The sequence below is a fragment of the Halarchaeum sp. CBA1220 genome (genome assembly GCF_003721175.2).
In the GTDB taxonomy this organism is placed as follows: Archaea; Halobacteriota; Halobacteria; order Halobacteriales; family Halobacteriaceae; genus Halarchaeum; species Halarchaeum grantii.
Genome location: NZ_CP054707.1, coordinates 1,410,832 through 1,422,492, shown reverse-complemented (window position 1 = coordinate 1,422,492; position 11,661 = coordinate 1,410,832). Strand labels below are relative to the sequence as shown.

The window sequence follows — 11,661 nt, the reverse complement described above, 5'->3', positions numbered from 1 at the left end:
GGTACATCATTTAGCGCCCTTCCAACCGCAAAGGCTCGTCAGTTCGAACGGTATGTCTGACAGAATGACACTCCACAGTCAGGGTGACGTATGAACGACGAGGCAGGCTTCGAGGCGGAGCGAGTGATTTTCTCCGCTTCACTCGGTCGGATGTCGGCTTCCTGTAGTGCTTCCTCGAGCTGCGGCACCAGTCGGCCGGCGAGGTCGCAGGACTTGACGATGGCGTCGGTTTTGTTGACGCCCCAGAAGTCGGCGGCGTCCTCGATGACGTCCTTCCGGTACGCGTAGTCGCCGTCGGTTCGGATACGCATACTCGTACACACGACGCGCGAGAGGGAGGCTGCTGCGATTGCTCAAACAGTTTCGCCTTATCTACCTCGGTCGATTCGCCCCCGATTCGGCGTCGTCGACGAACGATACTCGACGTCGAACCGGCGGCGCGTACACACGCCGGTCGCGACGGCGGCCAGGTTCGTGTGCATATTCGGGAACGCCGTTTCGAGGACGTGCGACCCCTCGGGGTCACGCCCAAAGCCCACAGCACGGCATCGAGAAGAAGCGTCGACGCTACGGGGCGGCGGCGCCGACGTTGTTCGACGAGTCGACGAAGGGAATGTCGATCTCGATGCCGTCGTAGGCGAGGGTGGGCGTCTTCGGGTGACCGTCACCGTCGCTTTCGAACTCGATGACGCCGAGGTCCGCGAGCTCGCTCAGGTTCTTATGGACCTGCTTGTAGTCCCGATCGACGAGCTCGGCGGCTTCGCGAATGCTCTCAGGGTGATGGTTCGCGATGGCCTCGAGGAGCTCGAGGTTCTTCGGGCTGAGGAGTCGGCTGAGTTCGGCGTAGGACTCGAAGTTGAGCGTGGGCTGGGCGTCCTCGAGTTCCTCGCCGGCCTGTGCGGCCTTGAGACGGTTCCGCGTCTGTTCGTGGAGCGTCTCGGCTTCGCCGACGGTGACTTTGAGCGTTGGCATGGTGGTTCCCCCTGGGTGACGTCCTACTCGAGCGACCAGTCCCACGACACTGCGGAGCGTTCGTCGACTTCGCGCGTGAAGCGCTCGTAGAGTTCGAGCATCCCGGGGAAGTCGATGTACTCGACGTCGTCCCGGGTGTGGCGCTCGTGGCCCTTCGTGCGTTCGTGGGCGTTGTCGTAGCGGAGGACGGTGTCGCCTCCGACCTCGCCGAAGTGGAGGCTGTAGTCCCATCCGCTCGGGTATTCGTCGTGCTCGGTCTGCCGGATGGTGACGGACACCACGTAGCCGTCTCTGACGTCGCGCCAATCTGCAATCGTGGTGTAGGACGCCATCCGTCACCCTATGGTTCTTCCTCCATAGCCAAAAGCCTATGGACGTTTCTCCATACCTTCGCTCGAAGCAACAGACAGAAAGACGACACTAGGCACTCATACCGCCATCGTACGCGTGCATGGCGTACAATCTCGACCGCGAACGGTTGGTACAGGTAATCGACGGCGTGCTGTCGCCGTTCTTCGTGATCGCGACGCTGGTGCTCGTGGGGATCGGGCAGTTCTCCGCGCTCGGCGTCTCGATGGCGGACACGCTTGTCGAGGCGAACGGCTCGCAGATCTCCGTCTCGCTCATCGTCTCGCTCGTCGTCGTGGTGGCGGCGTACGTGATGAACGAGTCGGTGGACTGGTCGGAGTGGAGCGAGTGGGAGGCCGCGCTCGTCAGCGCGATGGTCGTCTCGAACGTCTCCGTCGCGCTGGTGCCGCTCGTCCGTGACGTCGTCACGGGCTCGAAGTGGATCGGCGTGCTCGTGCTCATCCTCAACTCGGCCGCGTACTACGTCGTCGCGTACTGGGACGGTGGTCGCTAATGCTGGACGCCGCCCACACGCGCGACGTCGACGCACGTCTCGCCTTTCTCCTCGGGTCGCTCGCCAGCTTCGCCGGCGTCGTCCTCGCCGCTGCGACGGGGGTGGGACTGTGAACGACGCGATGCTCTGGAAGAGCGCGCTCGCCAGCGGTGTCCTCCTGGTGATCGCCTCCGTGACGGGCGCGGACGGGACGGCACTCGTCGGCGCCGCGCTTCCCGTGGCCTGTGTCGCGTGGGTTCGCTACGACCGCCGTCGCCATCCGCGCCTCGAGGACGAATCGTCTCGCCGCGCTCGCGATGGGCATGGGCGTCGCGACGTCGGCGGCCTCAGTCACGCCGGACAGAAACTCCGGCGGGAGGATCGTCGATGACCGCACGGCTTCGCCGGCTCGCGGCGGTCGCGCTCGTCGTGCTCATTGTCTCCTCAACGGCGGCCGCGCCCGTGGCGGGCGCATCGACTGTCCCGACCGGGACGGCCGCCATCGACTCACCGGACGGCGCACCGTCAGCGCAGAGCGACGCGTGGTGTGGCGTCACGGCTGCAATCTCCGAGGTCGTCTTCGGTTCCTCCTCGCTCAACTGTAGCGTCAGCACGACGCAGGACGTCAAGGAGGTGGCGTCATCGGAGGACAACCAAACGCAGTTAGACATCAAGAACGCGGCACTCGCACAGAAAGCGAGTTCTGAGACCTTCAACACGGTCTCCTCGAACTACCTCAACGACACCCAATCCGTCGCGTGGTCGAAGGCCGAAATCGCCATCGCGAACGCTCACGCGAATAACTCCTCGCTGACTACTGCGAAGCACGCTGCTCGTGACGCGATTGCCGATTACTACTCGCGCTATCAGGCGAATCAGATCGAGTCGTGGAACGCGTCCGCGACGTCGATGGTCATGCTCTCGAAGCGAGCAACTAACGAGACTGGAGTCTCCGACGACACCATCTTCATGTCGACTAGTTTTCCTGAATACGATGGGTCACTAGGAGGCTACGGCTATCGGTTTGCTCGGAGCGACCAGACGGTCACTCTCGCGAATGGCACAACTCACGGCGCCGTCGGCATAACCGCAGACGGACTGTCGCAGAATCTGACTGTCTCCGCGAACCAGAGCGGTAGCTACCGGTATGTCGGAGTTATGCCGTTTAACGAGTCGCGGGAGATGGTCCTCAACGGAGAGACCTATCACGACCGCTGGAACCGCACCGAAGCCCTGGCCGAGCAACTCCAATCGGAGGCCGGAAACTACACCGAGCGCGTCTACTCGGCGCTCGACAACGGCACCATCGAGTCGAGTCAGATTACGTCGCGGACGACCAAGATGTTCGAACTCGCGGCGTCCTCGAGCACGGACGGCGAGGTCGATCTCTACCGGTCGGTGGCGCTCTACGCGTCGATGGGCCTCGCGACTCCGTCGCTCGACGGGCTCGGGACGATGGAAGTCTCCCACGACGGGACGACCGACTACGGCATCCTGCTCGCCGAGCGCGCGCCCAACGGCACGTGGCGCGCGAACACGACCTACGAAACGCCGCCCGACGCGAACACGTCGGCTATCGGCGTCGAGGGCCCCGTGCGGCTCGCGACGACCGGCGGCGACGTCGTCACACTGAGCGGAGAGTTCGAGGTCGGCAACATCACGAACACGAACGGTGAGCAAATCGCGAACGTCTCCGCTGAACGGCGCTCCTACCAGACGGCGAACGTCTCGGGACTCATCGCGAAGATGAACGAAACCCAGCAACTCATCGCGCAGATCGAGAGTCGGCAGGCTACCGGCGGCTCCGGTAATGGCTCCGGGTCCAGTTCTGGCGGTAGTGGGCCGCTCATCATCATCGGGCTCGCCGTGGTCGCGATCGGCGCGGCGGCCGTCATGCAGAGGGACTAGCGATGGCGCGCCCGTTGCTCTCCCTCGCGCTCGTCTTCGTCGGTCTCCTCGCGCTCGCGTGGGTCGCCGGTGACGTCACCGGCTGGTGGTCGATGCAGGCCATCGTCGGCGACGCGATCTCCCAGACGGTCGGCGGGTTCGTCGACGCCATCGTCGACGGCGCGCAGGGCCTCGTCGATTGGTTCTTCGACCGTCTCGGCGACGCCCTCAACCCGGTCTAACGACCGGCAGCCGCCCGTGGTCGGTTCGCGTCGGTTCGATTCCGGCGGCGGCCCTCAGATGAGACGACTACTGTTGGTTATCGCCGTGCTCGGCGTCGCAGTCGCGCCGGCGGCCGCCGCGCCGAACGGCTCGACGACGACATCGACGAACGCGACCGTCGTTGCGGGCGGCCACCCGGTCGCCGTCGACGGCGTGATGACGATTCAGGGCTGGGAGTACGAGAACGGGCGGTTCAACGTCACGCTCACCGCCTCGCAGTATCACGTCGCGACGCTCGCGGCGTCCGCGCGTGCGAGCGATCGAGTCGCCCACAGCCCATACCGACAGGTTGTCCTCCAAGGCGGCGAATCGACGACGGTCTCCATCCCCGCTGACCGCGTCGACGGCGAGGCGAGCGTGAGCGTCACGACGGGCGCGTGCATCCAGTCGGGGAGCTGTCCCACCGTCTACAGCGACGACACCAGCCTCGGCTCGCCGTTCGGCGGGTCGCCGACGCTCGGGTGGCTCGGCGGCGCCGGCATCGCCGTCCTCTCGATGGTCGCCGGCGCGCTCTACGTCGTGCGTCGCGGGGGCGCAGAACCCCGGGAGGCCCGCTGATGGGCCTTCGGCCGACCTTCGCGAGCGCGTGGGACCGACTCACCTACCTGCTCGCCGAAGCGCAACTGCTCGTCGCGGCGCTCGTCGTCACGAGCGGCGTCCTCCTCTGGGTCTTCTCGCCCTCTATCCCCGCCCTTCCCGCGTGGAGCGTCCACCTGCTCGTCGGGTCGCTCGTCCTCGCGCCGCCCTGCCTCCTGGTGGGCGTGCGCTTCGCCGGGTGGTTCGACCGGCGCGACTGGGTGGACGTCCAGCACATTAACGCCGTCGAGGACGTCGCGAAGGACTACAAGGTCCCGCCGGACGTCTGGAGCGAGAAGATCGTCGAAGGCCCCGCGCCCTACCCGATGAACGACGGCGACACCTGGGTCGTGCGCGAGTACGAGTGGCTCCCCGACGCCGGCCCGAACGGGCAGCTCGTCGTTCGCGGGTGTTGGCTCTCCGAGCTCGAGGACACGAAGCTCCTCACCACCCGCTCGCACTTCAACCGCGTCTACGACACCCTCCAACAGTCGCACATCCGTCTCGACCTCTTCGCGGACAATCTCGAGGACATGGCGGCCGCTCTCCAATCCCGACTCATGAACAAGATCACCGAAGCGAAACAGCGCGGCGAACTGCTCGACAAGAACGCGGTCACGGCCGTCGTCGACGAGTTCGAAGACGACATCGAGGAGGTGACTGGTGACGACCTCGCCGATCTCCGCGAGGACGACGTCGACCCCTTCGACCCCGACGACGTCGCGGACGCGGTCACCGAGGGGATCGGGGCGAACTCGCCGGCGGGCGGCTCCGACGCCGTCACGACGGACGGAGGTGGTGACGGTGAGTGAGGACGGCGAGCAGTACACGCCCCCGCAGTTCCGCGAGCACCAGGCCGAGCACGGCCACCGCGACCCGCTCGTCCACCAGCACACGGGCATCACGCGCGACCCCGAGCTCTCGCGCTTCCTCTCCATCCAGGCGAACACCTACGACCCGGTTTCGTACGCAGAAACCCCGGGGAAGATGCCCGGGAGCCCCGCCGAAACCGACCTCGCGCGGACGATTCTCCGCAACGAAGCGACCGACGTCGGCCGGGAAGCCCTCGAGGCGGGAGACATGGCGACGCTCAAGCACCTCACCGGCGACGCCGGCCAACAGGCCGACGTCTCCGGGCTGAAGGCCATCGGGAAGATCGACCAGCTCCTCGACAACCCCGCGCCCGTGCTCACCCTCCTCGGGAAGATGGGCAAGGGGAAGACGGACTTCGCGTTCATGCTCGCCCAGCGACTCACCGCGCTCGCCGACGAGCGCGTCCTGGTCGGGACGAACGTCCGCACGCTTCGTGAGGCGGACACGTTCATCCCCGACTTCCCGACGCTCAAGGAGTGGCTCGAGCAGGACGGCGACCCGACGACGAACGCGCAGCGGCGCAAGGTCTTCATCGGCGACGAGTTCTCCATCTCCGCGAGCGGGCGCGGGAAGGCCGGCTACGAGACCGCCCAGAAGATGGGGCCGATGCTCTTCCTCATCCGGAAGTACAACGGTGCGCTCATCTACATCGCTCACACCCCGCACTCGATTCACCCGATGCTCCGGCGCATGAGCACCATCATCCGGAAGACGGACCGGAAGGTCGCCGAGATCGACGTCGACGTCCAGGGCGGGGAGACGACGAACCCGAGCTACACCATCGAGGGCGTCCCACCCACGGACTGGCGGTACAACGACAAGGAGGCGAGCACGTGGTCGTGGGAAGCCGACCACGAGGCAGTAGCGGACGGTGGGAAGTCGGTCGCAGTCGAGGATATCGCGAGTAGCGAGGCTGAAGCGCGCAAAATCAGCATTGCAACCGCCATCGACGGGATGCAACTCGGGATGTCGAGCCGGGAAATCGCCGAATACATCGACTACAGCTACAAATGGGTCCAAAATCGCCAGAAGGAATATCGCGAAGACGGCGAGCACCGGGAAGTCGTCGCGGAAGTGGATTCGGTTCTGAGCGCCTGAGTCACCTGTATCCCATGACTTCCCACTTCCCGACCCTCCCTATACGCGCGCGTGCGAGGGGAGACGGTCGCCCACAGCCACGTTCGTCCGGCGCTATCGCGCCGAACGAAGCCATGGGCGCGACGTCGCGTCGGCCGGCGGAGTGTATATATAAGACGCGCGACGCGTGCGAGGCGCGATAGCGATGCCCTCGAGGAAGGCGAACCGGTACGGGACGCTCGCCGAGCGGAAGGCGTGCAACCGCTACCGCCTCCGTCGCGAGGGCGTGCATACGAGCTGGCGCGACGCCGTCGCCGACGACGGCACGCCCGTCGAGATCAAGGCCACTGACGCGAGTCGGGACTACCCCCGATTCAAGGTCTTCGAGGAGTACCACGATCGCCTCGCCGCCGCCGGCGGGAAGTACGTCTTCGTCCTCTATCGGCGCCGTGGGCGTGGGCTAACCGTCCTGCGGATGCAGATGCTCCCCGCGACGCAAATCCCCGTCTCGACGTGGTACACGAACGGCGGGCATCGAGACAGTCGAGAGGCGAAGATACGGCCGAGAGACGTGTTCTGAGCAGCCGCTTCGACGACATCGTCGAAAATCCCTCACCCGGGGAGCGACGAACTGGTGGACGAGGTGGAACGGAACCTTCGCGGGCCAAGGCAGGGGGGCGCTACGCCCGGTCGATCTGTTTCTTCAGGAATTCGGCCTGTTTCGCGTCGTGCTCCTCGAGGTAGGCGTCGACGTCGTCGACGCTCGAGAGGTCGGTGAGGTTCACGAGTCGCTCCTCGGCACGCTCGTCGAACCGTTCGAGGTCGCCCGCCCGATAGTCGTGGTCGTGGACGTAGAAGACGAAGAGGACGTTGTACGTCTTGTTCCCGTGCGGGACGCCCATAACGAGACGGCAGTAGATGCGAAGTGAGTTGCCGGCGCGGATGACCTCGAGCTCGTCGCACCCCTCGACTGTCTCGTAGATGTAGTGCTGCGGAGCGTCGCTATCGAGCGTCTTGTAGAGACGTTTGAGAACTTGGAGTTGCTGGTCCCGTCCGAGCCCGGCCATCGACTTCCCGTAGGACTCGGTGAAGATCGCGTAGTTCTCCTCGTCGGAGAGTGGGACGACGCTCACGTACTGACGACTAACGAGCGAACACTAAAGCACTACGAGAGAACCGCGATTAGAACTTGAGGACGTCTTCGAACTCCTCGTCGCTGAGCGTCCGGCCTTCCTCAAGGTCATCGAGACCGTCGAGGACACCCGAGGGGACTTCCGCGTCCTCCTCGCTGTCGCCGTGTCCGCTCTCACTGCTCGCCATACACAAATTGTTGTAGGCCGCCGCTGATAAGCCTGTGGGAAAAGTGGGGTTTCTTTTATATACCCTGCCCATAGAGACTTGAATGACGTGGGCGGAATGCTGATCTTAGATAAACGCCGCCCACAGCAATCTGTAAACAATGGGTGGCGGATGACGACCTTTGACATGGTGCTGATTGCAGTTCGTCCTCTAATCAAGTCCGATTCTTCATTTTTCCCGGGCTTGTAGAACCGTAGAGAAACTGCAGGAACACACCGAGCAGGGGGAGAAATGTTATGATGATGGGGTTCGTTGAGGTTTGCGCTGAGTTTGTATTCGGTCTAGCCGACGCTTCTGGTTCCCGGTTCTTGTTATCAGGCGTCCGTGCGTTGAGCTCGCCCACAGAGCAGTCCTCGCCCCTGAGTCACTCCAAACAGACTTTTAGATACCTCGTAACAATTCTATCTCAACCACTATGTCAGACGTTAATCTCGCAGATTTCATTGAGGCGAACTCGGAGCTATTCGTCGTTTTGGGAGTTTTCTCCGCTCTTGCGATCTATATCTCCAATATCTCTTCAGCGATCACGCAATCACCTAATGTTGGGGTTCGAGTTGGTTTCGTCGGGTCACTTCTCCTCGCATTACTAACTCTACTTCAGATATACCGACGTCTTCTCAACAGGATCGGCTCAATACGAGAGGTCATTGAGGCGCACGCTGAGGCGAATAATATCGATCTAGTCTTGTTCACCACGTCCATGTCCGCGATTGTACCTTCACTTGCCCTCCCTATCCTGAGTCGGGAAACAGCCATTTACTATATCCTAGAAATCCTATTCGTTTTTGTACTAATTCCTCTTTTTGCTGGTGTTATCTACAATATAATAGATCGGGCTCCGGATGCCGGTAGGTGGTTTTCGGCTGAAATAGCGATCACAAGTGTGGGCGTTCTCTGGATTTCACTTAAGTTACGAGAATATTTGAACAACCACCCGGATTTTAGCGACCCGGCTCTATTTTCGCTCAATAACCTGTTTCCAGCCCTCGGCGGCGCTCTTTATTGGGTTCTAAATTTTGTAATAATGTCCTCACTCATGGGTGTTTTCTTCGGTATAACAGATACGATTGGTGAGATCCAAGAGGAGTATGGATCAAAAGAATCAGACGACAATGAATCGGGCTGATACCTCAGACTTCATCAGAATATCCGCTGTACCGATGTAACTCATCATATTGAGATCAGCATCTCGGCCAGAATCACACCGTTGTGAGTCCGGCAAGAGAGTGGGTGTGAGGAGAAACGGGATTGTTACGACGTCGAAAGAGCCGTAAACAGCAAGGAGAGACAGCCAGGAGAGACACACCCAGCAGTAGTGGAGTGTTGCTTGCGTACGGGTTGGGCGTGAAACCCGTAGTGGGGCGGCTACGGCCCCGTGGTGGCGCTCACGGCCCTTCCTCGGGCCGTGCTCACAACGGTGTTATTTCGGCCCTCCCTCGCCGTCGAGGCGAGCTGCGGCGTCCTCGCTCCACTCGAGCCACTCGTCACGTTCTGCCTGAAGTGTGAGGCGTCCGTTCCGCTTCGTGAGCGTGAGCAGGTTCGTTTCGTCCCGTGGGTCTCGATCTCCGTCGTCCCGGGCGGTGAGCTTCGCCGTCCACCGCATGACGCGCCGGACGGTCTCGTCGGGCCAGTCCTCGGCGTCGATGTCGGTCTTCTCGTCGAGCGCCTGGCGGACATCGTCGGAGGACATGACGAGCTTCGTGCCGCCCACAGTGCGCGCTTTCCCGCCGAAGGTGGGGAAGACGACGGCGGCGCGCTCTTCGTTGGCGCTCATGCCGTCGTCACCGACTTGCTGGCGGGCGATACGTGACTCGATGGGGAGCGCGTCGGGGTCGGCTTCGGAACGCACCACGACGTCCGCACGACCTTCCTCGACGTCCGTGAGGCGCTCCTCGAGGTCTTCGACGTCGCGCTGGTCGACCTTGTCCGTGATCGCCTGGTAGGGATAGACGCCGTTCCCCGTCTCGCTGGCGACTATCTCGATGTCGGCGGGATTCGGTCCCGCCCATCGGACGGTGGCTTCCCGCTCGCGCTGCTCTTCCAGGTCGGCGACGCGCTCGCGGAGGGCGTCGTTCTCCGCGCGGAGTTCGCGTACTTCGTCGGCGAGGTCCTCGACGAGCGCACGCAGATCGTCGTCCGCCTCGACGCCGACGCTCGGAGCGTCGGCGCTCATTCGCTCTCACCCCAGAGGTGCCGGCAGGAGCGACAGAGCGGGACGACACCGTGCTGTGGAGTGTCGGTGCGGGTGACGCCGTGCGACGCGCCACAGAGGGCGCACGTGCCGCTCGCGACGGCTTCGCTCACGCGGACCACCCCGAGAGACAGCGATGGCTCTCTGCGCTTACGTGAGGTAAACGGAAGGAGGCAGAACCTTCCGAATTTGTTAAATGTAGTATGGGGCCGGAGGGATTTGAACCCCCGATCGACTGATATCTCCGGTGCGCCTCGGAACTCCAGAGGGTCGTCGTCGCGAGCCGATGATCAGTCGGTCGCTCGGTATACCAGTCTGGAATTTCGTCCCGGGCGCGTGGCCTCTGGAGTCAGTCGCCATCCCTGGCTTGGCCACAGCCCCTCGCATCGCTTCGTATGCCGATTCTGCCTAAATGGGTTTCGATTCAGTCCCGGTCGGTCTCGCTCCAGTCGCACTCCTGGCATTTGCGGCCGACGACGTACTCGGTGATGCTGGGCATGTAGCCGACTTCGAGGACGTCGCCACCGCAGTTCGGGCACTCCCGGTCGGTGTCTTCGATGGCTTCGGCTTCCATGACGTCGGCGTCCTCGATGAGCTCGGCGAGGTGCTGGGGCGTGACCATGCGGCCCTGCACGACGCGGGTATCGGGCATACGCGTAGCGTGCGACCCGAAGGCGGGTAAGCGCTCCGCTCCGGTCTACAGCCAGGGGGCGCGTTCGTCGGCGCCGTCCTCGCCGGGGTACCCGTAGGGTGCGGGGCCGTCCTCGGCGGGTTCCTCTTCGCCGCCGTCGGTGGTCGCGGCGGCGGGAACGGCGTCCGTTTGGCCGGGTTCGATGGCGAGGAGGCCGGCGAGCGCGAAGACGGGGAGTGCGGCGCCGTCGGGGACGATGCCGAAGAGCGAGAGCGCGAGGGTGCCGAGGGCGACGGCGCTCCCGAAGCGGAAGCGGTCGATGTCGAGGAGGCGCCGGAGGTGGGGCTCGAGGAGCGCGACGCCGAGCGCGAACGCGACGGCGACGGTGGCGGCGCCGGCGGCGCCGGCGACGACCGTGGGGTCGACGTCGACGACGAGGGCGAACGACGACGGCCGGACGCTCGCGAGGAGACCGAGCGCGACGATGACGCCGGGGCTGGGGAGGTAGTCACCGATGCGCGTGCTCGCGGTCTTCGCGGCGATGGCGAGCACGACGAAGGCGGCGAAGCGCTCGAAGACGCCCGTGTCGAGGAGGCTCGCGACGGTGGGGGCGAGCGCGGCGACGGCGACCGACCCGAGGATGAGCGGGACGCCGACGAGGAGGACGGACTGGGCCTTCTCGCGGCGGCTCCCCTGCATGTCGACGAGGACGACGGCGACGGTGGCGCTCCCGCCGAAGACGAGTAGGCCGATCTGGAGGACGCCCGTGGGTATGACGAGCGACCCGACGGTCGTCGTCTGGGTGAGCGCGCCGCTGAGGACGAGCGCGGCGAAGATGCCGTCGACGAGCGGGAGGAGCATGACGGTGGCGAGGAGTCGCGTCGCGCCGCCGACACGCTGCTCTAAGCGAAGGGCGATGGGGTGCCGTGAGATGCTCATCGCTCAGGCTGGATGGCCGTCACCATCGGCCGA

18 protein-coding genes and 1 tRNA gene are annotated in these 11,661 nt (G+C 64.0%); 9 read left to right on the top strand and 10 right to left on the bottom strand.

Features of this window, described 5'->3' with window-relative positions:
- Positions 1-38: 38 nt before the first annotated feature.
- From EFA46_RS07650 to EFA46_RS07640, 3 genes are all read right to left on the bottom strand, one after another.
- The gene (locus tag EFA46_RS07650; protein WP_123077014.1) at positions 39-311 is read right to left on the bottom strand and encodes a hypothetical protein; all 273 of its coding nucleotides are present in this window, start codon (positions 309-311) and stop codon (positions 39-41) included.
- A 256-nt stretch (positions 312-567) separates the two neighbouring features.
- Positions 568-972: a transcriptional regulator gene (locus EFA46_RS07645; protein ID WP_123077016.1), complete on the bottom strand. Its 405-nt coding sequence runs from the start codon at positions 970-972 to the stop codon at positions 568-570.
- A gap of 23 nt (positions 973-995) precedes the next feature.
- Entirely contained in the window at positions 996-1,304 is a 309-nt protein-coding gene (locus EFA46_RS07640) for a DUF6516 family protein (RefSeq protein ID WP_123077018.1), read from the bottom strand.
- Positions 1,305-1,423: 119 nt separating this feature from the next.
- Between EFA46_RS07640 and EFA46_RS07635 the strand changes: the two genes are divergently transcribed.
- The 8 genes from EFA46_RS07635 to EFA46_RS07600 all read left to right on the top strand — a co-directional run bounded on the left by EFA46_RS07635 (position 1,424) and on the right by EFA46_RS07600 (position 7,088).
- Positions 1,424-1,834 carry a hypothetical protein gene (locus EFA46_RS07635; protein ID WP_123077020.1) on the top strand — a complete coding sequence of 137 codons (411 nt, stop codon included), beginning with the start codon at positions 1,424-1,426 and terminating at the stop codon, positions 1,832-1,834.
- Positions 1,835-1,943: 109 nt separating this feature from the next.
- Positions 1,944-2,204 carry a hypothetical protein gene (locus tag EFA46_RS07630; RefSeq protein ID WP_123077022.1) on the top strand — a complete coding sequence of 87 codons (261 nt, stop codon included), beginning with the start codon at positions 1,944-1,946 and terminating at the stop codon, positions 2,202-2,204.
- On the top strand, positions 2,201-3,721 hold the full coding sequence (locus EFA46_RS07625; protein WP_123077024.1) for a hypothetical protein: 1,521 nt from the start codon (positions 2,201-2,203) through the stop codon (positions 3,719-3,721). Before EFA46_RS07630 ends, EFA46_RS07625 begins: the two co-directional genes overlap by 4 nt.
- Before the next feature lie 2 nt (positions 3,722-3,723).
- Positions 3,724-3,942, top strand: coding sequence for a hypothetical protein (locus tag EFA46_RS07620; RefSeq protein WP_123077026.1), 219 nt, complete (start codon positions 3,724-3,726; stop codon positions 3,940-3,942).
- Positions 3,943-4,000: 58 nt separating this feature from the next.
- Entirely contained in the window at positions 4,001-4,540 is a 540-nt protein-coding gene (locus EFA46_RS07615) for a hypothetical protein (protein WP_148040683.1), read from the top strand.
- Positions 4,540-5,370 carry a hypothetical protein gene (locus tag EFA46_RS07610; RefSeq protein WP_123077030.1) on the top strand — a complete coding sequence of 277 codons (831 nt, stop codon included), beginning with the start codon at positions 4,540-4,542 and terminating at the stop codon, positions 5,368-5,370. The genes EFA46_RS07615 and EFA46_RS07610 overlap by 1 nt, the downstream gene beginning before the upstream one ends.
- The gene (locus EFA46_RS07605) at positions 5,363-6,529 is read left to right on the top strand and encodes a hypothetical protein (protein WP_148040684.1); all 1,167 of its coding nucleotides are present in this window, start codon (positions 5,363-5,365) and stop codon (positions 6,527-6,529) included. Before EFA46_RS07610 ends, EFA46_RS07605 begins: the two co-directional genes overlap by 8 nt.
- A gap of 184 nt (positions 6,530-6,713) precedes the next feature.
- Positions 6,714-7,088, top strand: coding sequence for a hypothetical protein (locus EFA46_RS07600; protein WP_123077034.1), 375 nt, complete (start codon positions 6,714-6,716; stop codon positions 7,086-7,088).
- Positions 7,089-7,188: 100 nt separating this feature from the next.
- Here the strand turns inward: EFA46_RS07600 and EFA46_RS07595 are convergent, their stop codons facing one another.
- A complete protein-coding gene (locus EFA46_RS07595) occupies positions 7,189-7,641 on the bottom strand; it encodes a hypothetical protein (RefSeq protein WP_123077036.1) in 453 nt (150 codons plus the stop codon).
- Between the two features lie 49 nt (positions 7,642-7,690).
- Positions 7,691-7,828: a hypothetical protein gene (locus EFA46_RS07590; RefSeq protein WP_158604265.1), complete on the bottom strand. Its 138-nt coding sequence runs from the start codon at positions 7,826-7,828 to the stop codon at positions 7,691-7,693.
- 454 nt (positions 7,829-8,282) lie between these two features.
- Between EFA46_RS07590 and EFA46_RS07585 the strand changes: the two genes are divergently transcribed.
- Complete coding sequence (locus EFA46_RS07585) at positions 8,283-8,993, top strand: hypothetical protein (RefSeq protein ID WP_148040685.1); 711 nt, start codon at positions 8,283-8,285, stop codon at positions 8,991-8,993.
- Positions 8,994-9,287: 294 nt separating this feature from the next.
- Here EFA46_RS07585 and EFA46_RS07580 read toward each other — a convergent pair whose 3' ends face one another.
- From EFA46_RS07580 to EFA46_RS07565, 5 genes are all read right to left on the bottom strand, one after another.
- Complete coding sequence (locus tag EFA46_RS07580; protein WP_123077038.1) at positions 9,288-10,040, bottom strand: bZIP transcription factor; 753 nt, start codon at positions 10,038-10,040, stop codon at positions 9,288-9,290.
- Positions 10,037-10,171, bottom strand: a complete 135-nt coding sequence (locus EFA46_RS16195; protein ID WP_255494041.1) for a hypothetical protein — start codon at positions 10,169-10,171, stop codon at positions 10,037-10,039. The genes EFA46_RS07580 and EFA46_RS16195 overlap by 4 nt, the downstream gene beginning before the upstream one ends.
- 91 nt (positions 10,172-10,262) lie before the next feature.
- Positions 10,263-10,439, bottom strand: a tRNA-Trp gene (locus EFA46_RS07575).
- A 43-nt stretch (positions 10,440-10,482) separates the two neighbouring features.
- Positions 10,483-10,710 (bottom strand): DUF5795 family protein, encoded by a 228-nt coding sequence (locus tag EFA46_RS07570; protein ID WP_123077040.1) that lies wholly within the window; start codon positions 10,708-10,710, stop codon positions 10,483-10,485.
- Between the two features lie 45 nt (positions 10,711-10,755).
- Entirely contained in the window at positions 10,756-11,628 is an 873-nt protein-coding gene (locus tag EFA46_RS07565; protein WP_123077042.1) for a DUF5794 domain-containing protein, read from the bottom strand.
- Positions 11,629-11,661: the final 33 nt, after the last annotated feature.